Here is a 24846-nt window from a genome sequence, read left to right on the forward strand (position 1 = left end):
GACGCGACAGCGGAGGAGATTCATGCTGCCGGATACGGGGATCCCGACCCTCACCCCGGGCTACGCGGCGGTGCCGCCGGGCCATCTCGCCACCATCGTCACCAGCCTGGAGATGCTCCGCCCGCCGCCCCCGCGTCCCGGACGGCCGTTCCCGCCGGGGCTCGCCCTCGAGCCCCTGGCGCGCACCGACCCGGAGACCTACCGGACCCTGTTCCGGGAGGTCGGCGCCGACTGGCTCTGGTTCTCGCGGCTCACACTGGCGGACGGGGCGCTGGCGGCGATCCTGGCCGACGGGGACGTCGAGATCTTCGCGCTTCGGCGGGAGGGGCGGAACGTCGGCATGCTGGAACTCGATTTCCGCCGACCCGGCACCTGCGAGCTGGTCTTTCTCGGACTGACCGGGGACGCGGTCGGAACCGGGATCGGCCGCACGCTGATGAACGCGGCGATCGGCCGGGCCTGGGCGCGTCCGATCACGCGGTTCTGGGTGCATACCTGCACCCTGGACCATCCCGGCGCGCTCGCCTTCTACCGGCGCTCGGGCTTCGTCCCCTTCGCGGTCCATGTCGAGGTCGCGCCCGATCCGCGGCTCGACGGGACCCTGCCGCGCGCCTGCGCCCCTCACGTGCCGCGGCTCGACTGACGCGATGCGGGGATCCGGAAACCAAAAGACCCGCGGCCTCGCGGCCGCGGGTCTCGTGTCGTCAATCGTTCGGGCCGGTCAGGCGGCGGTGCGCTTGCGGGCTTCCTGCTTCGTGTCGACGCCGGCCGCTTTGATCTCGGACAGCTTCTGCGCGACGTTGCGCGAGAACACGAACTCGGCCGGGCGCTGGTTCTCCAGGCTGACCTCGGGGGCCATCGCACCGTCGGTCTTGATGCCGCGGATCGCGTGCACCAGCGGCTTCCAGGGCTTGCGGACCGAATCGACCACCGAAGAGGCCTCGTAGCCCGAGTGGACCATGCAGTCGGCGCACTTCTCGTAATTGCCGGTGCCGTAGGAATCCCAGTCGGTGGTCTCCATCAGCTCCTTGAAGGTCGCCGCGTAGCCCTCGCCGAGCAGGTAGCAGGGCTTCTGCCAGCCGAACACGGTGCGGGTCGGGTTGCCCCACGGGGTGCAATGGTAGGTCTGGTTGCCGGCCAGGAAGTCGAGGAACAGGCCCGACTGCTGGAAGGTCCACTTCTCGCGGCCCTTCTCCTTGCCGTGCCGGAACACGCCGCGGAACAGGTCCTTCGTCGCCTTGCGGTTCAGGAAGTGCTTCTGGTCGGGGGCGCGCTCGTAGGCGTAGCCGGGGGAGACGGTGATGCCGTCGATGCCCATCCGGGTCACGCTGTCGAAGAAGTCGGCGATCTTCTCCGGCTGGGAATTGTTGAAGAAGGTGCAGTTGATGGTGACGCGGAAGCCCATCTCCTTGGCCTTCGCGATCGCCGCCACGGCCTTGTCGTAGACGCCGCGCTGGCACACCGACTGGTCGTGCATCTCCTTGTCGCCGTCCAGATGGATCGACCACGTGAAGTACGGGCTCGGCTTGTACTCCTTGATCTTCTTCTCGAGGAGCAGCGCGTTCGTGCAGACGATCGCGAACTTCTTCTGGGCGATGATGCCCTCGACGATCTGCGGCAGATCCTTGTGCAGGAGCGGCTCGCCGCCGGCGATCACCACCACCGGAGCGCCACACTCGCGCACCGATTCGAGGGCGTCGGCGACCGGCAGGCGCTTGTTCAGGATCTCGTCCGGATAGTCGATCTTGCCGCAGCCGGCGCAGGCCAGGTTACAGCGGAACAGCGGTTCCATCATCATCACAAGCGGGTAGCGCTTGCGGCCCGTGAGGTGCTGCTTCAGGATGTAGCCGCCGATCTTCGCGACGTACCGGAGGGGGATACCCAAGATTGCGGCTCCTTACTTCGTCGACCCCGGGGCATTGGGGTGCTTAACGCGAAAAAATCTCGAATTCCAGCGATCTAGCTTGGAACTAATCTGAAACGACCCCGTTTCGGCGAGGTCATGACATCTTATCCTGCTCCTGACGCAACGGCGCCACACGCACCGCTCCCGCGGGATCCGTGGGCGGAGACATCCGATCGTTGAGGACAGCACGTGCATTGCGTCGGCAATACGACCGGAATCCCAAGATTCTGGTGGCCGCGCCAGGATCGCCGTGCGCTAGCGCACACGAACAGGCGCGGGATGCGCGCCACAGCGGCCGCGTTGCAATCTGGCATCGCCCTCTTTACTGAGCCTCGTGGCCGCGATGCAAGTCCCGGCCCGCGGCGGGTGACCCGACCGCGGACCGCATCATCGGGCGGAGTCGGGTCCTGGACGCGCACGGCGTGGCCAGAACGGGCAGTGCGGCGTTCCTCGAACCCGATGCGCACCCGACCGGATCGCGGCGCGATCGGCCGGCGGAGCCCGGGGCCCGTCCGTGTCGGTGGGCGGGGTCTGGACCGGACGAATGACAGGAGCCGGTCGCGCATGGGGCGCGTCCGATGCGAACAGGCAGGGTGCTCGTGATCGAAAGTCTCGTCGCGTTCTCGGTGCGGTATCGGTGGATCGTGATCGCCTTCACGGCGTTCGTCACGGTCGCGAGCCTCGGGGTCGCGGCACACCTGTTCCGAATCAACACGGATGTCGAGCGGCTGATCGACCCGAAGGAGCCGTGGCGGCAGGACGAGATCAATTTCGAGAAGGCGTTCCCGCAGCGCAGCAACACGATCGTCGCGGTGATCAACGGCGAGACGCCCGAGGAGACCGAGGAGGCGGCCGCCAACCTCGCCAAGGCGCTGACCGCCCACAAGAACCTGATCGAGACGGTCTACCGGCCCGATGGCGGCCCGTTCTTCAACAAGAACGGCCTGCTGCTGATGTCGCAGGCGGACCTCGACAAGACCCTCGAAGCGCTGACCCAGCAGCAGGGCCTGCTCGGGCCGCTCGCCGCCGATCCGTCCCTGCGGGGCGTGATGCGGGTGCTGACGCTGGGCGCCCGCGGCGTGAAGACCGGCGACGCCAAGCTCGAAGATCTCGAGAAGCCCATGGGGCAGATCGACGACACGCTGCAGAAGGTGCTGGCCGGCAAGCCGGCGCGGATGTCGTGGCAGGAGCTGCTGTCGGGGGGCCAGACCAGCGTCACCGACAAGATGAAGTTCGTGGTGATCCAGCCGGTCCTCGACTTCAACGCCCTGGAGCCCGGCTACCAGGCGACCAAGCTGATCCGCAACGTCGCGAAGGATCTCGGGATCGACGGGCAGAACGGCCTGCGCATGCGCCTGACCGGCACGGTGGCGGTGGCGGACGAGGAGTTCGCGACGCTGTCGGAGGATGCGGGCCTCAACAACAGCATCATCGTCGGCGCGATCGTGCTGTTCCTGTGGCTGGCCCTGCGCTCGGGCAAGCTCGTCGGCGCGGTGATCATCACCACCTTCGCGGGTCTCGTGGTCACGGCCGCCCTGGGCCTCGTCATGGTCAAGGAGCTGAACCCGATCTCGGTGGCCTTCGCGGCCCTGTTCGTCGGGCTCGGTATCGACTTCGGCATCCAGTTCTCGGTGCGCTACCGGGCGGACCGCTACGAGCAGCCGACCTTGGAGAGCGCGATCCGCGCCGCCGCCCGCGGGGTCGGCTGGTCTCTGACGCTCGCCGCGGTGTCGCTGGTCGCGGGCTTCTTCGCCTTCCTGCCCACGGCCTTCCGGGGCGTGTCGGAGCTCGGCCTGATCGCCGGCGTCGGCATGGTGGTGGCCTTCCTGTTCTCCCTGACGCTGCTGCCAGCGCTGATCGCGGTGTTCAAGCCCGTGGGCGAGAAGGCGGCGGTGCAGACCAACTGGCTCGTCGGCGTCGATCCGTGGATCATCCAGCACCGCAAGCCGATCCTGATCGGCGTCGGCCTCGTGACCCTGGCCGGGGCGCCTCTGCTCTGGCACCTGCCGTTCGACTCGAACCCGATGCACCTGCGCAGCCCCAAGACGCAGTCCATCGCGACCTATCTGGACCTGATCAAAAATCCCGAGACCAGCCCGAACTTCATCGACGTGCTGGCGCCGAGCGTCGACGCAGTCCCGGCGCTGTCGAAGACGCTTCTGGCCCTTCCGGTCACCGCCTCGGTCAACAGCATCGACACGTTCGTCCCGCGCGACCAAGACAAGAAGCTGGCCCAGGTCGCCGATACGGCCCAGCTCCTCGACCCGGTGCTCAATCCCGGCCGTCGGCCGCCGCCGCCGACCGACGCCGACAACGTCAAGGCGCTCAAGGACGCCGCCGCGGCGCTCAACGGCCTCTCGACAGACGCCAAGGGCGACGCGAAGGGCGCCCAGGAGGCCAAGCGCCTCGCCGGCACCCTCGACAAGCTCGCCGCTGGCCCGGTGCAGATGCGCGAGGCGGCTTCGGTGGCGCTGACCAAGGACCTCGTGCCGCTGCTGGCGCGCCTGCGCGACCTGCTGCATCCCGAGAAGATCACGCTGGAGAACCTGCCGCCGCAGCTCAAGGCCGACTGGGTGGCGGCGGACGGGCGCGCGCGCATCGAGGTCCACCCCAAGGGTGATTCGAACGACGATACGGTGCTGCGCCGCTTCTCGGACGAGGTCCTGAAGGTCGCCCCGCACGCCACCGGTGCGCCCGTGGCCACGACGCAGTCGAGCTACACGATCCTGGGCGCCTTCGTGCAGGCGGCGGTGACGGCCTTCGTGCTGATCTTCGTCATCCTGTCGGTCGCCCTGCGGAAACCCTGGGACGTGGCGATGACCCTCGGCCCGCTGGTGATCGCGACCCTCTGGACGCTCATGGCGATGCGCATCGTCGGCATGCCGCTGAACTTCGCCAACATCATCGCCCTACCGCTGATGCTCGCGGTCGGCGTGGCGTTCCACATCTACTACGTGATCGCGTGGCGGGCGGGCGTGACCGACATGCTCGCCTCCAGCCTGACCCGGGCGATCTTCTTCTCCGCGCTGACCACCGGCAGCGCCTTCGGATCGCTGGTCCTGTCGAGCCATCCGGGCACGGCGAGCATGGGCAAGCTGCTGGCGCTGTCGCTGTTCTTCACCCTGGTGGCGGCGTTCTTCGTCGTGCCGGCAACCCTCGGTGAGCCGCCGGCGCAGCCCGACGATGACCGTCCGGAAGCCGAGAAGGCGGCCGGCGCGGCCCTGCGCAAGACCGCCCCGCACCAGGATCCGGTGCCGGCCAAATAGGACGGGCCGAGTCGCGCCGGCCGGTCGCGGCCGGCGCTACGGAAGGCCTCAGAGGGCCTTCTCGAAGAAATGGTCCGGGTAGGGGTCGTCGTTGAACCGGTCGATCTCCACCCAGCCCGATCGCCGGTAGAGCGTCAGGGCCTCGGGGAGGGCACTGTTGGTGTCGAGCCGCAGCGTCCGGATCCCGAGGTCGCGGGCGGCCACCTCGGCCGCCTGCATCAGCCGCTTGGCAAGGCCCAGCCCGCGGGCCGCGGGATCGATCCAGAGCCGCTTGATCTCCGCGACCGCGCCGCCGTTCCCCTTGAGCCCGACGCATCCGACCGGCAGCCCGTCGCCGCTCGCGAGCAGGAACACGCCGCGTGGGCGCACCATGGCGGCGGCCTCGGGGTCGCACGACCGGGCGACGTCGAACCCGCCGGTGAATCGGCTGGCCAGCTCGGCGTAGTAGGCGTCGAGGCAGGCGCGGGACGCTGCGCCGGTCGGATCAGTCTCCGTGATGGCGATGGCGTCGTGGCCGAGGGCCAGGGCGACTCGGTCCATGGCGTGCAGGAGCGCGTCCACCTGCGGCGCGCGCTCCAGCAGGGCGACGGCGCGGGCATCCGACAGCGCCTCGTAGGCCGCGAACTCGCTCCGCCCGGCCTCGGTCAGCGACGCGATCCGGCGACGGGCATCCGCGGGATGCGGCGCCGTCGCGACCAGTCCCTCCTCCTCCAGGCCCCGCAGGAGACGGCTCATCAGGCCGGAATCGAGGCCGAGATAGGTGCGGATCGCGCCGACCTCCGTGCGCCCGGCCCCGATCGCGTTCAGGACGCGCGCGGCCCCCAGGGGACGGCCCCGGCCGAGGAACGAGGAATCGAGTGCCCCGACCTCGGCGGTGACGGCACGGGCGAACCGGCGGACACGGGCGATCTCGGCGGACGTCATTTTATCTGACTAAAGTCAGATATCGGCGCTGGTCAACTGAGGAAGTCGGAGAAGCCGCCGCGAACCGCGCCCGAGGCTTCGGCTGCCGCGCGGGAGGCGGGGGCGGTCAGCGCATCGCGCTCGTCGGCATAGCGGTAGCCCGGCGCCTCGCCCGGGAAGCCGCCGCCGGTGGCCGGATGGGTGTAGAGTTCGGTCAGGCCGTCGGGGAGCTGGGCCAGCAGCGCCGCGACGCGCACCGGTGTCATAGCGCCGGACCAGGCCAGGCCGAGGGTGCGGTCGGGGATCAGCAGCCCGGCCTGACGGGCGCGCACGGCGAGCAGCGCCGCCCAGGGGGCGATGTCGAGGGCGGCCCGCGGCCGCGCTCCGGGCTCGGCGCGGCGCAGGATCTCCCGCGGCTCCCGGGGCACTCGCAGGGCGCGCATGCCGAAGTCGCGGCCGATGCGCAGCACCGCGCCCGCGATCAGCGGATGGACGTGGAAATGCTTGTGGGCGTTGACATGGTCGAGCGGCAGGCCGGTCGCCCGGTAGGCCTCGAACTGGGCGCGGATTTCAGCCGCGAGCTGCCGCCGGGCGGCGGGCTTGCGGGCGAAGTCGAGGCCGAGGCGCCCCATGTCGGCGCGCATCAGACCGGCCGCGTCGGTCAGGTCGGGCAGGTCCGCGGCGGGGAGGGTGGGCCACGCCTCGACGAGGACGAGGTGCAGCCCGACCCGCAGGGACGGCATCCGCCGGGCCCGCGCCACCGCGTCGGCGGCGGCCGGCGCCGAGACCATCAGGCTCGCCGCCGTGAGGATCCCGTCGCGATGGGCCTGCTCGACGGCCTCGTTGACCTCGGGGCTCAGCCCGAAATCGTCCGCGGTGACGACCAGACGCTTCACGCAAACCTCGTATCGGGTGTCGAGAGGGCGTGCCCTCTCGCGGGTCCAGGGCGGAGCCCTGGGTAGGGGGCGGGGCTCTGCCCCGCTCCCCGCCGGGGCCGAAGGCCCCGGACCCATGACTTACGCCGCCTTGGCGGTGCCCTGACGCTCCTTGAGGAAGCGGTAGAACTCGACGCCCTCGCGCAGGCGGCGCTTCATCATGTCGGGCGAGCGCACCATCTCGCTCACGATCGAGGCGATCTTCGGCGCCCGGAAGTAGAACTTCTTGTAGAACTCCTCGACCGAGGTGAAGATCTCGGTGTGCGAGAGGTGCGGGTAGTGCAGCGGCGCGACCTGCACGCCGTTCTCGTCGACGAGTTCGGCGTTCTCGATGTCGAGCCAGCCGTTCTCCACCGCCTGCTTGTACAGGAACGTGCCCGGGTAGGGCGCGGCCAGGGAGACCTGGATCGTGTGCGGGTTGATCCGCTTGGCGAAGGCGATCGTCTCCTGGATCGTCTCCTTGGTCTCGCCCGGCAGGCCGAGGATGAAGGTGCCGTGGATGGCGATGCCCAGGTCGTGGCAATCCTTGGTGAACTTCTCGGCGACCTCGACCCGCATGCCCTTCTTGATGTTGTGCAGGATGGTCTGGTTGCCGGACTCGTAGCCGACCAGCAGCAGGCGCAGGCCGTTCTCCTTGAGCACCTTCAGGGTCTCGCGCGGCACGTTCGCCTTGGCGTTGCACGACCACGTGACGCCGAGCTTGCCGAGCTCGCGGGCGATCTCCTCGGCGCGCGGGAGGTTGTCGGTGAAGGTGTCGTCGTCGAAGAAGAACTCCTTGGTCTGCGGGAACTCCTTCAGGCAGTACTTGATCTCCTCGATCACGTGGGCGACCGAGCGGGTGCGGTAGGTGTGGCCGCCGACCGTCTGCGGCCAGAGGCAGAAGGTGCAGCGGCTCTTGCAGCCCCGGCCGGAGTAGAACGAGATGTAGGGGTGCTTCAGGTAGCCGATGAAGTACTTCTCCATCTCCAGGTCGCGCTTGTAGACGCTGGTGACGAAGGGCAGCTGGTCCATGTCGGTCATGATCTCGCGGTCCTCGTTATGGACCACGACACCGTTGGCGTCGCGATAGGACAGGCCCTTGATCTCCGACATCGGGACGCCCTCGGCGACTTCCTTGACGGTGAAGTCGAACTCGTTGCGGGCGCAGAAATCGACCACCGGGGCCTGGGCCATGGCGCCGGCGGCGTCGACCGCGACCTTGGCGCCGATCAGGCCGGCGATCAGCTTCGGGTTGGCGGCCTTCAGCGCCTCGATCGTCTTCACGTCGGACTTGAACGACGGCACCGAGGTGTGGAGCACGACGAGGTCGAAGTCGTTGGCCTGGGCCACGATCTCGGGAAGCTTGATGTTGTGCGGCGGCGCGTCGATCAGCTTCGAGTTCGGCACCAGGGCGGCCGGCTGGGCCAGCCACGTCGGGTACCAGAACGACTTGATCTCGCGCTTGGCTTGATAGCGGGAGCCGGCACCGCCGTCGAAACCGTCGAAGGTGGGGGCCTGGAGGAAGAGCGTGCGCATGGGGTTCAAGGCCTCAGGGCAATGCCGGGGGGAGGGGGAAGGAAGCGAGAGCCGGGATCAGCGGGTGGGCGCGCCGGCATCGCGGCCGAGTTCGGCGTCCGGGATCAGGGTGCCATCCGCAACCACGTGATAATCGTGACCTTTCCATGTCACCGCCCCCGACACGAAGGCCCAGGAGAAGTTCAGGAAGGAGAGGATGTCGCGGATCGGCAACAGTCCGTAGGGGTGCGGAGCCAAGCCGAAGGCACGCTCCAGTTGCCGACAGAGCAGGACCCGACTCGCCAGCGCCGCAGCGGCGACCCAGAGCGCGCCGGTGCCGGCGCCGGGCAGGAGGGCGCCCAGCAGGGCGAGGGGGAAGGCGTGGGTGACGATCGAGCCGGCATAGCCGGCCGGATCGACGGTGCGGATGGTGCGGTTCCAGCGCAGCTCGTGCCGCCACAGGCCGGCGAGGTCGGTGTCGACGCTGGTATGGCCGATGGTGAAGCTGGGGATCACCACACGGCCGCCGAGGCCGCGCAGGGCGGCGCCGATGGCGTAATCGTCCGCGAGATCGTTGCGGAAGGTGCGGAAGCCCCCCACCGCCTCGAGGCTCGCCCGGGTGAAGGCCACGGTGGAGCCGAAGCAGGGCTTCGCCAATCCGAGGCTCAGGCCCATCACCACGTTGGGCAGGAACTGCGTGTCGATCGCGAGCGTCGAGAGCTGGTCGTAGAGGCCACGATAAGCGGGCACGCCGTGATACAGGCAGGTGACGCCGGTGACGCCGTCCTGCGACAGCTCCGCCACGAGGCGCTCCAGATAGTCGGGGCCGACCACCATGTCGCTGTCGGCCAACACCACCACGTCGTGGGCGATGGCCTCGGCCATGTTGATCAGGTTCGAGACCTTCCGGTTCGAGCCGTGCTGGCGACTGTCGATCACGAGGTCGATGCGGGCATTGGGATAGGCCTGCTGCAGCCGCTCCACCACGCCGATCGCCGGATCGGTGGTCCTCTGGACGCCGAACAGGATCTGGACCGGCCCGGCATAGTCCTGGCGCAGCACGGTCTCGAGATTCGCGTAGAGGTTCGGCTCGAGACCGCAGAGCGGCTTGAGGAGGGTCACGGAAGGCCGGGCCGCGCCGCCGGCAAGCACCGGGGGGCGGCGTGCCGCGTAGCGGCCGGCGCAGACGGCGGCGGCCAAGCCGTAGACGCAGCCCGCCGCCGCCAGGATCAGGCAGAGCAGCGAAAGCCACGAGAGGCCGAGCAGCGCCAGCGAAGAGACATCCATCCGGTCGGATCCGTGCGGTCGTCCGGCCGCCTCAGGCGGCGAAGGCCGCGAACGGCCGGTTCAGGTCGGCACTGGCAGAGACGACGCTCACGGCGTCGGCTTCGCGGCGAGCATGCCGTCGGCCCGCGCCCGAAGGAACTTCACGACGCCGTCGGCCCCCCCGGATTTCAGCGGCGCCGACAGGGCGTTGCGCTGCGCGGCGATCTCGCTGACATCGCCGTTGAGCAGCACGTCCTGGATGCGGTTGTCGGCGTTGACCACGAAGTCCACGGCGGAATCGTCGCCATCCGCCGCGGTGACGCGGGTCGGCACCACGCGCTGGGCGCCGCGCTCCTCGATCTTCGGGGTCACCTCGAACTTGCCGCCGGCGGCGCGGGCCAGCCGGTTTGCGTAGGTGACGGTCAGGCTGCGCTTGAAGGCGTCGATCACCGCCGCCTGCTGCTCCGGGGTGAAGCTCGACCATTTCGAGCCCACGGCGATGCGGGTCATGGCGGGAAAATCGAACGCCTTCTCGATCGCCGGCCCGACGGCCTCGACCCGCGCCGGCAGGGGGCTCGGGCCATCCTTCAGCGCCGCCGCGAAGGCGGCGTAGAGGTCGCGCACGGTCTGAACGGCGGCCTCGTCGGCAGCCCAGGCGGGACCCGCGGCGAGCAGGGGCAGAGCCAAGGGAACGGTGATCGAGGGAACGGTGCTCAAGGGAGCGGCGACGAGGGCGGCCGCGAGCCGGCGGGTCAGGCGCACTTCTTCAACTCCTCGCCGTCACCGAGCCGCGACCCCATGCGCGGCGGGGCGTAGCTGTAGAACGGCCCCAGCGTCGCGGGCGGCGCGATCCTCTTGGCCTTGCGTCCGGCCTCCGGAACCGGCTCGCGCTCCTCCTCCTCGGGCGCCTCGGACCGGAGCTTGGACTCGATCCGGTGCCAGAGCAGGAGGCTCGGGAGCCCGACGCCGAGATCGGCGAAGCGCTTGACCAGGGAGAGGGCGAGCGCCGCCTCGGCCGGGATATCGAACAGGCCGCAGAGGGCGATCAGGCCGCCCTCCTGCGCGCCGAGGGCACCGGGCACCGCGAAGGCCGCGCCGCGCACCGCCTGGGCGAGGCTCTCGATCATCAGCGCCTGCGCGAAATCGATGGGATAGCCCATGAAGCGCAGGCAGACGTAGACCTCCAGCGTTCCGATCACCCAGCCGGCGAGGTGCACCGCCAGAGCCAGCGCGAAACGCCCGTGGTTGCCGTAGAGCCGGCGCAGGCTGTCGTAGAGCTGGTCGATCGCGCCGAAGGCGCGCCATTCGCGCCCCGAGGCGAAGCGGCTGAGCAGCCCCTGGATCAGGCGGTGCCCGGCCCGCCGCTGGATCAGGTAGAAGGCGCCGAGGGCCGGGACCGCCAGGGCCAGGCCGCCCTCGACCGTGTGGGCGATCGGGCCGTCGCCGGAGATCAGGACCAGCAGGGCGAGGCCGACCACGGTGAACAGGAGCTGTGTCAGCGCCTGGGTCATCAGATCGACGAACATGCTGGCGCCCGCGAGCGCGCCGGGGACGTTGCGCTTCGACAGGAGGCGCGCGCCGACGAAGTCGCCGCCGACGGTGGCAACGGGCAGCAGCGTGTTGATGCCCTCACGGACGAAGCGGAGGGACACGCAGTCGGCGAGCTTGGCCGCGGCCCGCGGAAAGACCACGTACCAGCCGAGCCCCGCCCAGGCGACGGCCACGATGCGGGCGAGCACCACCAGGGCGGCGCCCCAGCCGGCGCTCACGACGGCGGCCGACACATCCTCCAGTCCGGAGGACATGAACAGGCCGACGACCGTGCACAGACCGGCGATCGAGGCCAGGGTCGTGAGGCGCTTCATTGTCGTCTTTCAAGCTCGCAAAAGGCTTGATGCGGGAAATCGGTCACGGTCGCGGCAGAAATAGGTCCGTCGGCCCGGGAACGTTTCTGTCACGTTGCAGCACGGATTAGCGGTGTCTATCACCCGTTTGACACACCGGGTGCCAAAGCGGCGCGGGGCTTGAGCGCCTACGCAGAAGGCCGCGGCACGTCGCAGAAGGGGCACACGTCATGGAGCGCGAATCACCGATCACGGCCCTCGAGGCCGTGACCGACGAAACGCATGCCGGCGGCCTTACGGGCAGAATGGAACCGGGTGTCCCGGCCCCCCAGTCCCCGGTCATGGCCTGGAACGAGTGGGATCCGCTGGAGGAGGTGATCGTCGGCTCCCTCGACGGCGCCACGATCCCGACCCATCACCTCACGGTGATCTTCAACCTGCCGCGCGCCGCGCAGCCGTTCTACCGGCTGGCGAGCGGGTGGAAGTATCCGAAGTTCATGAAGAAGCTCGCCCAGGCCGAGCTCGACAACTTCATCACCATCCTGGCCGGCGAGGGCGTGAAGGTCCGCCGCCCGGACGCGGTGGACTTCTCCAAGAAGTTCAAGGCCCCGCGCTGGTCCTCCCGGGGCTTCTGCGTGGCCTGCCCGCGCGACCCGTATCTCGTCATCGGCGACGAGATCATCGAGAGCCCGATGTGCTGGCGCTCGCGCTACTTCGAGGGCGACGCCTACCGGTCGCTGTTCAAGGAATACTTCCGCGCCGGCGCCCGCTGGACCTCGGCCCCGCGGCCGCAGCTCACGGACGACCTCTACAACTACGATTACCGGGTGCCGAACCTGAAGGCCGGCGAGCCCATGCAGTTCACGGTGAACGAGTTCGAGCCGGTCTTCGACGCCGCCGACTTCGTGCGCTGCGGCCGCGACCTGTTCGTCACCCGCTCCAACGTGACGAACCTGATGGGCATCGAGTGGCTGCGCCGCCACCTCGGCCCGGGCTTCCGCATCCACGAGATCGAGAGCCGCTGCCCGCAGCCGATGCACATCGACTCGTCGTTCATGCCGCTGGCCCCCGGCAAGGTGCTGGTGAACCCGGACTACGTCGACGTCGAGAAGCTGCCGGCCGTGCTCAAGAAGTGGGACGTGCTGATCGCCCCGCGCCCGGACCCGGTTGAGGGCTTCATGAGCAAGATCTCGATGTGCTCGCCCTGGACCTCGATCAACGTCCTGGCGATCACCGAGAAGAAGATCGTCGTCGACCAGAGCCAGCCGACGCTGATCAAGGCTCTGAAGGATTGGGGCTTCGACCCGATCCCGGCGCCGTTCCTCAGCTACGGCCCGTTCGGCGGCTCGTTCCACTGCGCGACCCTCGACGTCCGCCGCCGCGGCGTGCTGAAGTCGTACTTCTAGGACCGGTCCACGCCGACGACCGTCATCGCCGGTCGTCGGCGATCGCCGGAGCTCTGAACCACGCCCCGCATCCTGAGGCGGCGGGCGATCAACGATCGCTCGGCACCCCAGGATGAGATCGAGGACGGGATGGGCCGGTCGAGCACGCCGTCAGATGCATCCGCGCCGGCACACGGACGACCGGACTTTCACGGCGCGGACATCCCCTTGATCAGCGCCGTGTTGAATCCCTCGGGGTCGGACATCTGCGGCGCGTGGCCCAGGGCCGGGAACTCCACGAGCCTGGCCCCCGGGATCGCCTGGGCGGCCGCCTTGCCGAGCTCCGGGTAGTGCCCGAGCCGGCCCCGCACCTCCGGCGGGGCCAGGTCCTTGCCGATCGCCGTGTTGTCCTTCTGGCCGATCATCAGCAGGGTCGGCACCGCGATCTGCGGGAACCGGTAGACCACCGGCTCGGTGACGATCATGTCGTAGAGGAGCGCCGAATCCCAGGCGACCGCCTCCTTGCCGGTGCCGCCGTTGAGACCCGCCAGCATCGTCACCCAGGGCTCGTAGCGGGGCTCCCACTGGCCGGCATAGTAGGTCGCCGTCTCGTAGGCTCGGATCGAATCCGCCGTCACCTTCAGCTCGCGCTCGTACCAGTGCTCCACCGAGGTCGGCGGCACGCCCTTGGCGGCCCAGTCCTCCAGGCCGATCGGGTTGACCAGCACGAGCTGCTCCACCGCCTTGGGGTAGAGCAGGGCGTAATGGGCGGCCAGCATGCCGCCCGTGGAATGGCCGACCAGGACCGGGCGCTCGATCCCGAGCTTGGCCAGGAGGGCGTGGGTGTTCTCGGCGAGCTGCCGGAAGGTGAACTGGTAGGCCGCCGGCTTGCTCGACTTGCAGAAGCCGATCTGGTCCGGCGCGATCACCCGGTACCCGGCGGCGCTGAGCGCCCGGATCTGGCTCTCCCAGGTGGCGGCGCAGAAGTTCTTGCCGTGCAAAAGCACCGCGGTCCGGCCGTTCGGCGTCGCCGGTCGGACGTCGAGATAGGCCATCTGCAGCGGCTGGCGCTGCGAGGTGAACAGGAACCGCTCCACCGGGAACGGGTAGGCGAAGCCCTCGAGCTCCGGCCCGTAGGTCGGCTGCGGTTGCGGCTCCGCGGAGACGCCGCCGGGCAGCGCCAGGGCCAGGAGGGCGGAGGCGAGGACGGTTCGAAGCATGGCCGCGACGGAGCCTGATCTGCGAGCGGCGTGCGGCGCCGCGCCGCCCGCTCAGATCGGGCATCCGGGATGCCCTGTCCATGCGCAGTCGGCATTTGTCGCGCCGCGGCTACGCGGCTCGGGCAACCCGCGCTATCTGCTGCGTGCCGATCTGTCCTGTCGCGGATTTCCCCATGCTGCGCCTCTCCGCTCTGACTGTCCTCGTCGGCGTGTTCGGTCTCGGATCCGCACCAGCCCGCGCCGCCGACGCCTGCGACGCGCTCGCCGCGACGGTGATCCGCGCGACCGGAGCCTCCCTGGCCGGTCGGACGGGCCCCGTCGCGGTATTCCGGGCGCAGGATGCCGAGCGGATGAGCCTCGATTGCCGCGCCCCCGCCAGGCTCACCGTGGCGTCCCTCGATCGCGAGCCGCCCCCGGGCTACTTCATCCTGATCGGCCGCGCGGCGCGGGCGCTGGCCGGGGCTGACGCCGCCTCGGCCGAGGTTCTGGCGCTCAACCTCCACCAGGCCAGCCTTCTGGCGCAGGCCCCGCGCCGGGGCGGCATCGGCCCGATCCTGATGCTGTGCGAGACCGGGCCCCGGACCGATGGCCTGCGGGACGACCTCACCGTCTGCCGGCTGGCCCACAGGCCCGGGCTTTCGCGGATCCGCCGCGCGGGCTAGACCGGCCCGCATGTCGCAGATCGAGACACCCGGCCCCGTCGTCCAAGTCGGCGGCGTCCGCTTCGCCAACCACCTGCCGCTGACGCTGATCGCCGGCCCATGCCAGCTCGAAGGGCGCCAGCACGCCCTGGAGATCGCCGCCGCCCTCAAGGAGATGGCCGCGGGCCTCGGCGTCGGTCTCGTGTTCAAGACCTCCTTCGACAAGGCCAACCGCACCTCCGGCAGCGCCGCCCGGGGCATCGGCCTCGACGGGGCGCTCCCGGTCTTCGCCGAGATCCGCGAAACCCTCGGGCTGCCGGTGCTGACCGACGTGCACGCCGCCGAGCAATGCGCCCCCGCCGCCGAGGCGGTGGACGTGCTCCAGATCCCCGCCTTCCTGTGCCGCCAGACCGATCTGCTGCTGGCCGCGGCCGCGACCGGCCGGGCGGTCAACATCAAGAAGGGTCAGTTCCTGGCGCCCTGGGACATGAAGCACGTCGCCGCCAAGGTGACGGAGGCCGGCAATCCCAACGTCATCGTCACCGAGCGCGGCGCCTCCTTCGGCTACAACACCCTGGTCTCGGACATGCGCAGCCTGCCGATCATGGCGCAGGTCACGCAGGGCGCGCCGGTGGTGTTCGACGCCACCCACTCGGTGCAGCAGCCCGGCGGCCAGGGGGCGAGTTCCGGCGGCCAGCGGGAATTCGTCGCCGTCCTCGCCCGCGCCGCCGTGGCGGTGGGCGTGGCGGGCGTGTTCATCGAGACGCATCCCGACCCGGACCGGGCCCCCTCGGACGGCCCCAACATGGTGGCGCTGAAGGACCTGCCGGCGCTGCTCGAGGAACTCCTCGCCTTCGACCGCCTCGCCAAGCGCCGGACCGCCTGAGCGGCTCAGGCGGCCTCCGGCTCCAGCACGTGGATCCGCAGGGGCTGGACGAGGCCGAACCGCCCGTCCGCCTCGCGCGCGGCCGCCTTGTGGAAAGCCTCCGCGATCACGGGGCGCCGGTCCCGGATGGTCGCCGCGCGGGCCGGGTCCACGGCGCTGACGCGGGCGAGGAAGGCGTCGAGGGAGTCGAAGTGCTCCCGCCGCTCGACGGTCACGTCGCGGCGGCACGCGTAGGCGCGGCGGGCCAGGGCGTCGGCGATGGCCGCCTGGGCCGCGGCCCGGACCGCCGTCTCGTCCTCGATCGGCCGCAGGGCGTCGAAGAAGCTGCCCTCCGCCAGGGGCTCCACCACGACGAGCCGGCCGCCCGGGACCAGCACGCGCGCCGCCTCGGCGAGGGCGGCCGCCGGGTCCGGCACGTGGTGCAGGGCGTTCAGCATCACGGCGCCGTCGAAGCCGGCATCGGGGAAGGGCAGGGCCTCGCCGGTCGCGGACTCGAAGCGCGCCTCCGGCACGGTCTCCCGCGCCCGGGCGAGCGCCGCCCCACCGGGGTCGATGCCGGTGACCGCCGCGCCGGCGTCAGCCAGCCGGCGCGCGAGCGCCCCGGGCCCGCAGCCGATGTCGAGGATCCGCTTGCCGGGCAGGGGCGCGAAGCTGTCGCGGATCAGGGTCCAGGCATCCATCGTCGGTCCTCCGGACGGAGCCGTAGCACGACCGCCCCGGAGGAGGGCGGATTTCCGCCGCCGGGCCCGGCCGATCGCCAATGCGCCGCCCGCGGGCCCCGGCCGCCACCGTCGCCGGCCGCGGCCGCGCCAGGCTCTTCGCAAGAGTTCGGGCGTGCTCCACAGGCGAACGCCCAAGCTTGACCGCAATCACGGCGGCGCGAGCGCCGATGAACAACGGTTCAGGATCCCGACTGTGTGCGCATACGCACCAAAACTCCGGGCGAGATCTGGAACGGTATCGGGGTGACAACGTTATCGGGCATGTTCGATCGAGGATCGAGAAGGAACACTATGCGCAAGATCGGTATCATCGCCACCGCCGCCGCCATGGCCATTGGCAGCGTCGCCGCCACGACGGGCGCCGAGGCGCGTCCGTGGGGCTACCACGGCGGTTACGGCGGCTACGGCCACGGCTACTACCGCGGCCGCCGCGGCATCGGCACCGGTGCCGCCATCGGCCTCGGCATCGCCGGCCTCGCCGCCGGTGCGATCGCCGCCGGCGCGGCCCGCGACAGCTACTACGGCGGTGGCTACGGCTACGCCCCGTCCTACGGCTACGGCTACGCCCCGGTCTACGGCGGCTACGGCTACGCGGCTCCGGGCTACGGCTACTACGGCTACGGCTACTGAGATCTGAGATCCGGATGGATCGGGGGCGACCGGCGCGAGCCGGTCGCCCTTTTCGTTTGGCCGGTCAGCGTCCGCGGTAGGGTGGCACACCCGGATCCGGCAGCCACGCGTTCTTCGGCAGCTCGCCCGTCTGCCAGAACACGTCGATCGGGATGCCGCCGCGGGGATACCAGAAGCCGCCGATGCGCAGGTAGCGCGGCTCCAGGAGGTCGCGCAGCCGCTTGCCGATCGCCACGGTGCAATCCTCGTGGAACGCGCCGTGGTTGCGGAATGAGCCGAGGTAGAGCTTCAGCGACTTCGACTCCACGAGCCAGTCGCCGGGCACGTAGTCGATCACCAGGATCGCGAAATCCGGCTGCCCGGTGACCGGGCAGATCGAGGTGAATTCGGGCGCGGTGAACCGGGCGACGTAGTCGGTGTCCGCGTGCGGGTTCGGGACCCGGTCGAGTCGCGCCTCCTCGGGGGAGGTGGGGAAGGGCGTCGGCTGGCCGAGCTGGAGGTCGTTGGCGGAGGTCATGGCGGGCATATAAAGCCTGTCGGCGCCGCGCGCATCTGTCTGATCCGCGACGCTTTCCCGGGTGGACCGGGCTGTGCGCCGCCCGTCCCGACGCTTGCCGCCGGCCGCCGCTTGACGGATAAGCCGCCGCGATGCGCCGCACCCTCTGATTTGGGCGCGGCCACCGACCCGCGGCCCCCGCGAGAGGACGTTCCATGACCGCGATCACCAATATCAGCGCCCGCGAGATTCTCGACAGCCGCGGCAACCCCACGGTCGAAGTCGACGTCATCCTGGAGGACGGCTCCTTCGGCCGCGCCGCGGTGCCGTCGGGCGCCTCCACCGGCGCCCACGAGGCCGTGGAGCTGCGCGACGGCGACAAGAATCGGTTCCTCGGCAAGGGCGTCCTCAAGGCGGTCGAGGCGGCCCAGACCGAGATCCTCGACGCGATCGGCGGCATGGAGGCCGAGGATCAGGTCGCGGTCGACGAGGCGATGATCGAGCTCGACGGCACGCCCAACAAGGCGCGGCTCGGTGCCAACGCGATCCTAGGCGTCTCGCTGGCGGTGGCCAAGGCCGCGGCCGAGGCGTCCGGCCTGCCGCTCTACCGCTACGTCGGCGGCGTGCAGGGCCGGGTGCTGCCGGTGCCGATGATGAACATCATCAACGGCGGGGCGCATGCCGACAACCCGATCGACTTCCAGGAATTCATGATCATGCCGGTGGGCGCCGATTCGCTCGCCGAGGCCGTGCGCATGGGCTCCGAGGTGTTCCACACCCTCAAGGGCAAGCTGAAGAAGGCCGGCCACAACACCAATGTCGGCGACGAAGGCGGCTTCGCTCCGAACCTGCCGTCCGCCGAGGCCGCTCTCGACTTCGTGATGGAGGCGATCAGCGCCGCCGGCTTCAAGCCCGGCCAGGACATGGCCCTGGCGCTCGACTGCGCCGCCACCGAGTTCTTCAAGGACGGCGCCTACGCCTACGAGGGCGAGGGGAAGACCCGCACCATCGAGGCGCAGGTCGATTACCTCGCGCAGCTCGTCGCCACCTATCCGATCGTCTCCATCGAGGATGGCATGTCGGAGGACGACTGGGCCGGCTGGAAGCTCCTGACCGACAAGATCGGCGCGCAGTGCCAGCTCGTGGGCGACGACCTGTTCGTCACCAACGTCGAGCGCCTGTCCCGCGGCATCGCGGAGGGCACGGCCAACTCGATCCTGATCAAGGTCAACCAGATCGGCTCGCTCACCGAGACCCTGGCGGCGGTCGATATGGCCCAGCGCGCCGGCTACACCGCGGTGATGTCGCACCGTTCCGGCGAGACCGAGGATTCGACCATCGCCGACCTCGCGGTCGCCACCAATTGCGGGCAGATCAAGACCGGCTCGCTCGCCCGCTCGGACAGACTGGCCAAGTACAACCAGCTGATCCGCATCGAGGAAGGCCTGGGCCCGCAGGCGCTCTATGCCGGCCCGGCGGCGCTCAAGCAGCTCGCCCGGCGCTGATCCGGCGGATCCTGCTGACCGGCCTGCTCGCCCTCGGAGCGGCCGGCCCGGCCTGTGCCGACCCGCTCTGCGACGGCGCACGCCCGACGCTCAGCGCGCAACTGCTGTTCGGCCTGTCGCGGCCGGATGGCGGCCTCATCCCGCAGCGGGCCTTCGACCGGTTCCTGGCCGAGCGGATCACCCCCCGCTTCCCGAACGGGCTGACGGTGTTCTCCGGTCGGGGCCAGTGGCGCGGACAGGACGGTCGGCGCGTGCATGAGGCTGCCCGCATCGTCCTCATCGTCACCGGGGCGACGCCCGAGGCGGTCGCGGCCCTGCGCAGCATCAAGGAAGAGTACCGGGAGCACTTCGCCCAGGGCGCCGTCGGGCTGGTGCTGCAGCGGAGCTGTGCGCTGTTCTGAGGGCGGCGGCAGGACGGGGGGAGGCCGGTCTTCCGGGCCCCGCAGCCTGCGCCGCCTCAGGCCGACGCGGCATCGGACGGCTCCGCCGGCACGGTCCAGACCCGCATCGGCCGCGACAGGCCCCGCAACTCGATCGTCCCGACAGGCTCCAGCCGCCGGGCGCACCGCTCGGCGAAGGAATCCGAGACCAGGAGCGCATGGCCGAGGGCCGCGCACTGGCTCTCGATCCGGCTGGCCTCGTTGACCGCCCGCCCGATGATCGTGAAGTCGAGGCGCCGCTCGGTCCCGACATTGCCGTAGATGACCGTCCCGAAATGCACGACGCACTCGGCCGGCAGCTCCGGCAGACCCGCGGCGCGGCGGCGGTCGTTGAGCGCCGCGTTGGCGGCGAGCCCCTCGGTCGCGGCGTCCAGGGCGCCGCCGCAGACCGGGCAGGGGAGGGTGTCGGCGTCCGGCACCGGGAAGATGGCCAGGAACCCGTCGCCCAGGAATTTCAGGATCTCGCCGCCGTGCCGCGCCACCGGGTCGCCGAGGGCGTCGAAATGCTCGTTGAGCCACGTGACCATGTCGGCCGGATCGACCCGGTCGGCCAGCGCCGTGAAGCCGCGCAGGTCCGTCAGCAGGATGGCGGCCGGAATGGCCCGCCCCTCGCCCCGCCGGATCTGGCCGTCGAGCACCCGCTCGGCGGTGGAACGGCCGAGATAGGTCGCCGACACCTCGCGGAACGTGTGGGCCAAGCTCATCTTGGCGATCGCCAGCGTCAGGAACGGCAGGACGTCGGCGATGGCCGACAGATGCGCCTCGGTGAAGCCGCCGGCGCCGCGGGTGCAGAACGAGACCGCGATGCCGCGCAGCGCGGTGCCGGGCGCAAACTCGACGATGTGCAGCACGTAATCGACGCCGCCCTGTGCCCCGAGGGCCTTCAGGACCGGAAAGTCCGTTTCCAGCTCGGGCGCGTCGAGGCGCCAGCGGCCGAAGCTCTCGCCCTTCTCCACCAGCGCGTAGACGGGGCTCAGGAGCCAGTCGCTCTCCTCGTCGGCACCGTGGGCGTTGGCCACGAAGGACAGCCCCTCGCCCGCGTGCCAGTTCAGGCTGACGCCGCGCAGGGTCGGGTCGAGGGCCGGCGCCATGACGCTGACCCGCCAGACGGGGATGCCCGCACCGACCAGCGCCTCGCAGAAACCGGAGAGCAGGCTGTCGTGGTCGTCGGTCGCCGTTGCGTGCGCGGCGACCCAGCGTCCCAGATGCGTCAGGTCCATCCCTCAGCCTCGCCCCTGTCCGTGCCGATCGCGCCCCGACCCTGTCGCGGCACGATCGCAAAGAACCATTAACCTTTCCGCGCGAGGGTCGCGCCATGGTCGTGCGCCGCCGAGTCAGAATGGTTGTGTTGCCGCTGGGTCTCTGGACCCTGTCGGCGCTCGTGGTCGGCTATTTCGTATGGCAGGCCGAGAGCGGCAACCGCGGACTCGAAGCCAAGAAGGCGCTGAAAATCCGCGCCTACGGCCTCAATCAGGAACTCGCCGCCGTGCGGGCCGAGCGCGCCACCTGGGAGCACCGGGTCGCGCTGCTGAAGAGCGACCAGATCGACCGCGACCTCCTGGAGGAACGGGCGCGGATCGTGCTCGGCCGGGTGCACGCCAACGACGTGGTCATCATCACGCCCTGATCGCCGCCGGGCCCCGTGAGTCCGCCCCGAAAGTCCTCTGACAAGAGCGGCTTCCTGTCAGAGCGGCAGCCCTCGCTTTCCAATCCTTGCTGTCCTACACCCCCACCACGTCGCGTGGAATCACGGGGAGAGCGCCGATGGACGCCGCCAAGGAGCCTGCCAAGGACGCTTCGTCCTCCCAATCGCAGGCCGCGAGCCCTCAGGCGGCCGAGGCGCACAAGCCGGCGCCCAACATGCCGCAATTCACCCGGGACGAGGATCTCCACGCCTATCATGAGATGCTGCTGATCCGGCGCTTCGAGGAGAAGGCCGGCCAGCTCTACGGCATGGGTCTGATCGGCGGCTTCTGCCACCTCTATATCGGCCAGGAGGCCGTGGTGATCGGCATGCAGATGGCCTCGGTCGACGGCGACCAGGTCATCACCGGCTACCGCGACCACGGCCACATGCTGGCCTGCGGCATGGACCCGAAGGGCGTCATGGCCGAGCTGACCGGCCGCCGCGGCGGCTACAGCCGCGGCAAGGGCGGCTCGATGCACATGTTCAGCCGCGAGAAGCAGTTCTTCGGCGGTCACGGGATCGTCGGCGCACAAGTCTCCCTCGGCACGGGCCTCGCCTTCGCCGACCATTACCGGGAGAACGGCAAGGTCAGCCTGACCTATATGGGCGACGGCGCGGCCAACCAGGGCCAGGTCTACGAGAGCTTCAACATGGCGGCGCTCTGGAAGCTGCCGGTCGTCTACGTCATCGAGAACAACCGCTACGCCATGGGCACCTCGGTGGCCCGGGCCTCGGCGCAGACCGACTTCTCGAAGCGCGGCCTCTCCTTCGGCATCCCGGGCGAGCAGGTCGACGGCATGGACGTGCGCACCGTCCGCGAGGCCGCCACCCGGGCGATCGAGCATGCCCGCAGCGGCCAGGGGCCGTACATCCTGGAGATGCAGACCTACCGCTATCGCGGCCACTCCATGTCCGATCCGGCCAAGTACCGGACCAAGGACGAGGTCTCGAAGATGCGCGACGAGCACGATCCGATCGAGATGGTGCGCAAGCGCCTGCTCGAGCTGCACGGCGTGCCCGAAGCCGAGCTGAAGGCCACCGATGCCAAGGTCCGTGAGACGGTGAACGCCTCGGCCGAGTTCGCCACCAACGATCCCGAGCCGGATCCGTCTGAGCTGTGGACCGACATCCTGCTGGACGCGCACGCCTGAGCGCGTCGCCGACGCTGGCCGCCCCCCGAACGAGACGACGACCGCAGAGCTGAGCATGGCGACCGACATCCTGATGCCCGCCCTCTCGCCCACCATGGAGGAGGGCAAGCTCGCCAAGTGGCTGAAGAAGGAGGGCGACCCGATCAAGTCCGGCGACGTGCTGGCCGAGATCGAGACCGACAAGGCCACCATGGAGGTGGAGGCGATCGACGAGGGCGTGCTCGCCAAGATCCTGATCGCGGAGGGTACCGAGGGCGTCGCGGTCAACACGCCGATCGCCGTCATCGCCGGCGAGGGCGAGGATCCGGCGAGCGTCCAGTCCGGCGGCGGGGCGAAGCCCAACGGCGCCGGCGGCCATCCGGCGCCGACGCCCGACATGCAGGCCGAGGGCATGGCCGACAAGCCCGCGCCCGCCGCCAAGACCGGCGACGACGCCCCGAAGGCGCCGGCGGCACCCGCCGTCATCACCAACAAGGCCCGAGAGCCGGTGATGGAGGAGTTCCCGGCCGACACGCCGATGGTCACCCAGACGGTCCGCGAGGCCCTGCGCGACGCCATGGCCGAGGAGATGCGCCGCGACGGCGACGTCTTCGTCATGGGCGAGGAGGTCGCCGAGTATCAGGGCGCCTACAAGGTCACCCAGAACCTGCTGCAGGAATTCGGACCGAAGCGCGTGGTCGACACCCCGATCACCGAGCACGGCTTCGCCGGCATCGGCGTCGGCGCGGCGCTCGCCGGGCTGAAGCCGATCGTGGAGTTCATGACCTTCAACTTCGCCATGCAGGCGATCGACCAGATCATCAACTCGGCGGCCAAGACCCTGTACATGTCCGGCGGCCAGCTCGGCTGCCCGATCGTGTTCCGCGGCCCGAACGGCGCGGCCGCCCGCGTTGCCGCCCAGCACAGCCACGACTACGCCGCGTGGTACTCCAACGTGCCGGGCCTCAAGGTGATCGCGCCCTACACGGCCTCCGACGCCAAGGGCCTGCTCAAGGCCGCGATCCGCGACCCGAACCCGGTGATCTTCCTCGAGAACGAGATCCTGTACGGGCAGTCCTTCCCGGTGCCGCAGCTCGACGACTTCGTGCTGCCGATCGGCAAGGCGCGGATCCACCGGACCGGCAGCGACGTGACCATCGTGTCCTTCGCGATCGGCATGACCTACGCCCTCAAGGCCGCGCAGGCCCTGGCCGAGCAGGGCATCGAGGCGGAGGTGATCGACCTGCGCACGATCCGCCCGATGGACACCGAGACGGTGGTGGAATCGGTGAAGAAGACCGGCCGCTGCATCACCGTCGAGGAGGGCTTCCCGCAATCCGGCGTCGGCGCCGAGATCGTGGCGCGCCTGATGGTCGACGCCTTCGATTTCCTGGACGCTCCGGTCCTGCGCATCACCGGCAAGGACGTGCCGATGCCCTACGCGGCCAATCTGGAGAAGCTGGCGCTGCCGAATGTGGCGGAGGTGGTCGAGGCCGCCAAGAGCGTCTGCTACAAGTGACGGGCGCGCGGGCGGGGCGCATGTCCCCGCCTCCGTCCCGGCAGGGGGCCCAGGGAACAGCCGGCGCGCCATGAGCCAAGATTCCAGCAGCGACTTCGCCGAACTCGCCATCCCGCCCGACGCCCTCGAACAGGGCGGCATCGAGGTGCTGCGCGCCGCCGTGGTCGACGGCGCGGTGAGCGTGGCCCTCCGCCGCTCCTTCGACGACCCGGCCACCTGGGGCCGGCTCCTGGCCGATCTCGCCCGGCAGGCAGCCCGCGCCTACGCGCTGGAGACCGACATGTCGGAGGAGGAGGCGGTCGAGCGCATCCGCGCGGGCTGGGAGGCCGAGGGGCTCGACCCCGGCGGCCTCAACTAGCGATGGCTGCCGACCATGGCTGAGGCGGCTGTCCGGCAGGCGACTTACGCGGATCTGGAGGCTGTCCCCGCGCATCTCGTCGCCGAGATCATCGACGGTGTGCTGGAGACGCACCCGCGGCCGCGGCCCCGGCACGCGATGGCCGCGTCCGATTTGTCCACCTTGCTGGGCACCCCGTTCCGTTATGGACGCGGCGGACCCGGCGGCTGGATTTTCATGATTGAACCGGAACTCCACCTGGGTGCCCATGTCGTGGTGCCGGATCTGGCGGCTTGGCGCCGGGAGCGGGTGCCGACCGACTTGGAAGCGGCCCACATCGAGATCGCGCCGGACTGGGTCTGCGAGATCCTCTCGCCCTCCACGGTCCGCCTCGACCGCGGGCGCAAGCGCCGCATCTATGCGGAGGCCAAGATCGGTCACCTCTGGCTGCTCGATCCAGCCGCGGGCGTGCTCGAAGGCTTCGCCCTCGCGGACGGGCGCTGGGTGCTCCTCGCCACGGTCCAGCGCGGCGAGGCCGTGGCCCTTCCGCCCTTCGACGCCGTCCCGTTCCCCCTCGACGACCTCTTTCCCTTCGACGATCCGGCCGCCCCGGCCTTGCCCGAGACCTGATGCC

Annotated in this window: 24 protein-coding genes; 13 read left to right on the forward strand and 11 right to left on the reverse strand. The window is 70.1% G+C overall.

Annotated features, from left to right (window positions below; all coding sequences use genetic code 11):
* Positions 1 to 22 precede the first annotated feature (22 nt).
* Positions 23 to 643 (forward strand): GNAT family N-acetyltransferase, encoded by a 621-nt coding sequence (locus ABIC70_RS17615; RefSeq protein WP_287089792.1) that lies wholly within the window; start codon positions 23 to 25, stop codon positions 641 to 643.
* A 78-nt stretch (positions 644 to 721) separates the two neighbouring features.
* Here ABIC70_RS17615 and hpnH read toward each other — a convergent pair whose 3' ends face one another.
* Positions 722 to 1885, reverse strand: a complete 1164-nt coding sequence (hpnH, locus tag ABIC70_RS17620; protein WP_043386340.1) for an adenosyl-hopene transferase HpnH — start codon at positions 1883 to 1885, stop codon at positions 722 to 724.
* A 620-nt stretch (positions 1886 to 2505) separates the two neighbouring features.
* Between hpnH and ABIC70_RS17625 the strand changes: the two genes are divergently transcribed.
* On the forward strand, positions 2506 to 5172 hold the full coding sequence (locus tag ABIC70_RS17625) for an MMPL family transporter (RefSeq protein WP_043386381.1): 2667 nt from the start codon (positions 2506 to 2508) through the stop codon (positions 5170 to 5172).
* Positions 5173 to 5220: 48 nt separating this feature from the next.
* On the opposite strand, the gene ABIC70_RS17630 is transcribed toward ABIC70_RS17625, so the two are convergent.
* The 6 genes from ABIC70_RS17630 to ABIC70_RS17655 form a co-directional block, all read right to left on the reverse strand.
* Positions 5221 to 6096: a bifunctional helix-turn-helix transcriptional regulator/GNAT family N-acetyltransferase gene (locus tag ABIC70_RS17630; RefSeq protein WP_354440349.1), complete on the reverse strand. Its 876-nt coding sequence runs from the start codon at positions 6094 to 6096 to the stop codon at positions 5221 to 5223.
* Between the two features lie 32 nt (positions 6097 to 6128).
* Positions 6129 to 6971 carry a hopanoid biosynthesis-associated protein HpnK gene (hpnK, locus tag ABIC70_RS17635; RefSeq protein ID WP_354440351.1) on the reverse strand — a complete coding sequence of 281 codons (843 nt, stop codon included), beginning with the start codon at positions 6969 to 6971 and terminating at the stop codon, positions 6129 to 6131.
* A 120-nt stretch (positions 6972 to 7091) separates the two neighbouring features.
* Positions 7092 to 8525: a hopanoid biosynthesis associated radical SAM protein HpnJ gene (hpnJ, locus tag ABIC70_RS17640; protein ID WP_043386333.1), complete on the reverse strand. Its 1434-nt coding sequence runs from the start codon at positions 8523 to 8525 to the stop codon at positions 7092 to 7094.
* A 57-nt stretch (positions 8526 to 8582) separates the two neighbouring features.
* Positions 8583 to 9791 (reverse strand): bacteriohopanetetrol glucosamine biosynthesis glycosyltransferase HpnI, encoded by a 1209-nt coding sequence (gene hpnI, locus ABIC70_RS17645; protein WP_354440353.1) that lies wholly within the window; start codon positions 9789 to 9791, stop codon positions 8583 to 8585.
* An 87-nt stretch (positions 9792 to 9878) separates the two neighbouring features.
* Entirely contained in the window at positions 9879 to 10532 is a 654-nt protein-coding gene (locus ABIC70_RS17650) for an MlaC/ttg2D family ABC transporter substrate-binding protein (RefSeq protein WP_043350575.1), read from the reverse strand.
* A complete protein-coding gene (locus ABIC70_RS17655; RefSeq protein ID WP_043350577.1) occupies positions 10523 to 11635 on the reverse strand; it encodes a flippase-like domain-containing protein in 1113 nt (370 codons plus the stop codon). Before ABIC70_RS17655 ends, ABIC70_RS17650 begins: the two co-directional genes overlap by 10 nt.
* A 209-nt stretch (positions 11636 to 11844) precedes the next feature.
* Between ABIC70_RS17655 and ABIC70_RS17660 the strand changes: the two genes are divergently transcribed.
* The gene (locus ABIC70_RS17660) at positions 11845 to 13020 is read left to right on the forward strand and encodes an amidinotransferase (RefSeq protein ID WP_043350578.1); all 1176 of its coding nucleotides are present in this window, start codon (positions 11845 to 11847) and stop codon (positions 13018 to 13020) included.
* Between the two features lie 188 nt (positions 13021 to 13208).
* On the opposite strand, the gene ABIC70_RS17665 is transcribed toward ABIC70_RS17660, so the two are convergent.
* On the reverse strand, positions 13209 to 14219 hold the full coding sequence (locus ABIC70_RS17665) for an alpha/beta fold hydrolase (RefSeq protein ID WP_053610579.1): 1011 nt from the start codon (positions 14217 to 14219) through the stop codon (positions 13209 to 13211).
* A gap of 173 nt (positions 14220 to 14392) precedes the next feature.
* Between ABIC70_RS17665 and ABIC70_RS17670 the strand changes: the two genes are divergently transcribed.
* Both ABIC70_RS17670 and kdsA read left to right on the forward strand, forming a co-directional pair.
* The gene (locus ABIC70_RS17670; RefSeq protein WP_354440356.1) at positions 14393 to 14881 is read left to right on the forward strand and encodes a hypothetical protein; all 489 of its coding nucleotides are present in this window, start codon (positions 14393 to 14395) and stop codon (positions 14879 to 14881) included.
* 10 nt (positions 14882 to 14891) lie between these two features.
* On the forward strand, positions 14892 to 15746 hold the full coding sequence (kdsA, locus tag ABIC70_RS17675; protein WP_043756093.1) for a 3-deoxy-8-phosphooctulonate synthase: 855 nt from the start codon (positions 14892 to 14894) through the stop codon (positions 15744 to 15746).
* 5 nt (positions 15747 to 15751) lie between these two features.
* On the opposite strand, the gene ABIC70_RS17680 is transcribed toward kdsA, so the two are convergent.
* Positions 15752 to 16426, reverse strand: a complete 675-nt coding sequence (locus ABIC70_RS17680; RefSeq protein WP_053610580.1) for a class I SAM-dependent methyltransferase — start codon at positions 16424 to 16426, stop codon at positions 15752 to 15754.
* Positions 16427 to 16759: 333 nt separating this feature from the next.
* On the opposite strand from ABIC70_RS17680, the gene ABIC70_RS17685 reads away from it, so the two are divergent.
* Complete coding sequence (locus ABIC70_RS17685; RefSeq protein ID WP_043756095.1) at positions 16760 to 17098, forward strand: hypothetical protein; 339 nt, start codon at positions 16760 to 16762, stop codon at positions 17096 to 17098.
* A gap of 64 nt (positions 17099 to 17162) precedes the next feature.
* Here ABIC70_RS17685 and queF read toward each other — a convergent pair whose 3' ends face one another.
* The gene (gene queF / locus ABIC70_RS17690; RefSeq protein ID WP_043386379.1) at positions 17163 to 17615 is read right to left on the reverse strand and encodes a preQ(1) synthase; all 453 of its coding nucleotides are present in this window, start codon (positions 17613 to 17615) and stop codon (positions 17163 to 17165) included.
* A gap of 194 nt (positions 17616 to 17809) precedes the next feature.
* On the opposite strand from queF, the gene eno reads away from it, so the two are divergent.
* Together eno and ABIC70_RS17700 are read left to right on the forward strand one after the other, a co-directional pair.
* A complete protein-coding gene (eno, locus tag ABIC70_RS17695) occupies positions 17810 to 19099 on the forward strand; it encodes a phosphopyruvate hydratase (protein WP_043356273.1) in 1290 nt (429 codons plus the stop codon).
* A 104-nt stretch (positions 19100 to 19203) separates the two neighbouring features.
* Positions 19204 to 19500, forward strand: coding sequence for a DUF3574 domain-containing protein (locus ABIC70_RS17700; RefSeq protein WP_354440396.1), 297 nt, complete (start codon positions 19204 to 19206; stop codon positions 19498 to 19500).
* Positions 19501 to 19556: 56 nt separating this feature from the next.
* Here ABIC70_RS17700 and ABIC70_RS17705 read toward each other — a convergent pair whose 3' ends face one another.
* The gene (locus tag ABIC70_RS17705; protein ID WP_279901147.1) at positions 19557 to 20759 is read right to left on the reverse strand and encodes an adenylate/guanylate cyclase domain-containing protein; all 1203 of its coding nucleotides are present in this window, start codon (positions 20757 to 20759) and stop codon (positions 19557 to 19559) included.
* A 95-nt stretch (positions 20760 to 20854) separates the two neighbouring features.
* On the opposite strand from ABIC70_RS17705, the gene ABIC70_RS17710 reads away from it, so the two are divergent.
* The 5 genes from ABIC70_RS17710 to ABIC70_RS17730 all read left to right on the forward strand — a co-directional run bounded on the left by ABIC70_RS17710 (position 20855) and on the right by ABIC70_RS17730 (position 24842).
* Entirely contained in the window at positions 20855 to 21166 is a 312-nt protein-coding gene (locus ABIC70_RS17710; protein ID WP_043356265.1) for an FtsB family cell division protein, read from the forward strand.
* A 137-nt stretch (positions 21167 to 21303) separates the two neighbouring features.
* Positions 21304 to 22377: a pyruvate dehydrogenase (acetyl-transferring) E1 component subunit alpha gene (gene pdhA, locus ABIC70_RS17715; RefSeq protein WP_043386314.1), complete on the forward strand. Its 1074-nt coding sequence runs from the start codon at positions 21304 to 21306 to the stop codon at positions 22375 to 22377.
* A gap of 55 nt (positions 22378 to 22432) precedes the next feature.
* On the forward strand, positions 22433 to 23875 hold the full coding sequence (locus tag ABIC70_RS17720; RefSeq protein WP_043356260.1) for a pyruvate dehydrogenase complex E1 component subunit beta: 1443 nt from the start codon (positions 22433 to 22435) through the stop codon (positions 23873 to 23875).
* A gap of 70 nt (positions 23876 to 23945) precedes the next feature.
* Positions 23946 to 24233 (forward strand): DUF5076 domain-containing protein, encoded by a 288-nt coding sequence (locus ABIC70_RS17725; protein ID WP_043356258.1) that lies wholly within the window; start codon positions 23946 to 23948, stop codon positions 24231 to 24233.
* 15 nt (positions 24234 to 24248) lie between these two features.
* Positions 24249 to 24842 (forward strand): Uma2 family endonuclease, encoded by a 594-nt coding sequence (locus tag ABIC70_RS17730; RefSeq protein ID WP_287091350.1) that lies wholly within the window; start codon positions 24249 to 24251, stop codon positions 24840 to 24842.
* Positions 24843 to 24846 lie beyond the last annotated feature (4 nt).

Origin of the sequence: Methylobacterium sp. 1973 (assembly GCF_040545035.1) — a bacterium.
Classification (GTDB): domain Bacteria; phylum Pseudomonadota; class Alphaproteobacteria; order Rhizobiales; family Beijerinckiaceae; genus Methylobacterium; species Methylobacterium fujisawaense.

What these genes read in the sequence shown, in the direction of transcription:
- ABIC70_RS17615 (WP_287089792.1), top strand. Translation starts at nt 23, where the DNA reads ATGCTGCCGGATACGGGGATCCCGACCCTCACCCCGGGCTACGCGGCG.
- ABIC70_RS17630 (WP_354440349.1), bottom strand. Translation starts at nt 6,096, where the DNA reads ATGACGTCCGCCGAGATCGCCCGTGTCCGCCGGTTCGCCCGTGCCGTC.
- hpnJ (WP_043386333.1), bottom strand. Translation starts at nt 8,525, where the DNA reads ATGCGCACGCTCTTCCTCCAGGCCCCCACCTTCGACGGTTTCGACGGC.
- hpnI (WP_354440353.1), bottom strand. Translation starts at nt 9,791, where the DNA reads ATGGATGTCTCTTCGCTGGCGCTGCTCGGCCTCTCGTGGCTTTCGCTG.
- ABIC70_RS17655 (WP_043350577.1), bottom strand. Translation starts at nt 11,635, where the DNA reads ATGAAGCGCCTCACGACCCTGGCCTCGATCGCCGGTCTGTGCACGGTC.
- ABIC70_RS17660 (WP_043350578.1), top strand. Translation starts at nt 11,845, where the DNA reads ATGGAGCGCGAATCACCGATCACGGCCCTCGAGGCCGTGACCGACGAA.
- ABIC70_RS17665 (WP_053610579.1), bottom strand. Translation starts at nt 14,219, where the DNA reads ATGCTTCGAACCGTCCTCGCCTCCGCCCTCCTGGCCCTGGCGCTGCCC.
- ABIC70_RS17670 (WP_354440356.1), top strand. Translation starts at nt 14,393, where the DNA reads ATGCTGCGCCTCTCCGCTCTGACTGTCCTCGTCGGCGTGTTCGGTCTC.
- kdsA (WP_043756093.1), top strand. Translation starts at nt 14,892, where the DNA reads ATGTCGCAGATCGAGACACCCGGCCCCGTCGTCCAAGTCGGCGGCGTC.
- ABIC70_RS17680 (WP_053610580.1), bottom strand. Translation starts at nt 16,426, where the DNA reads ATGGATGCCTGGACCCTGATCCGCGACAGCTTCGCGCCCCTGCCCGGC.
- ABIC70_RS17685 (WP_043756095.1), top strand. Translation starts at nt 16,760, where the DNA reads ATGCGCAAGATCGGTATCATCGCCACCGCCGCCGCCATGGCCATTGGC.
- queF (WP_043386379.1), bottom strand. Translation starts at nt 17,615, where the DNA reads ATGACCTCCGCCAACGACCTCCAGCTCGGCCAGCCGACGCCCTTCCCC.
- eno (WP_043356273.1), top strand. Translation starts at nt 17,810, where the DNA reads ATGACCGCGATCACCAATATCAGCGCCCGCGAGATTCTCGACAGCCGC.
- ABIC70_RS17705 (WP_279901147.1), bottom strand. Translation starts at nt 20,759, where the DNA reads ATGGACCTGACGCATCTGGGACGCTGGGTCGCCGCGCACGCAACGGCG.
- ABIC70_RS17710 (WP_043356265.1), top strand. Translation starts at nt 20,855, where the DNA reads ATGGTCGTGCGCCGCCGAGTCAGAATGGTTGTGTTGCCGCTGGGTCTC.
- pdhA (WP_043386314.1), top strand. Translation starts at nt 21,304, where the DNA reads ATGGACGCCGCCAAGGAGCCTGCCAAGGACGCTTCGTCCTCCCAATCG.
- ABIC70_RS17720 (WP_043356260.1), top strand. Translation starts at nt 22,433, where the DNA reads ATGGCGACCGACATCCTGATGCCCGCCCTCTCGCCCACCATGGAGGAG.
- ABIC70_RS17725 (WP_043356258.1), top strand. Translation starts at nt 23,946, where the DNA reads ATGAGCCAAGATTCCAGCAGCGACTTCGCCGAACTCGCCATCCCGCCC.
- ABIC70_RS17730 (WP_287091350.1), top strand. Translation starts at nt 24,249, where the DNA reads ATGGCTGAGGCGGCTGTCCGGCAGGCGACTTACGCGGATCTGGAGGCT.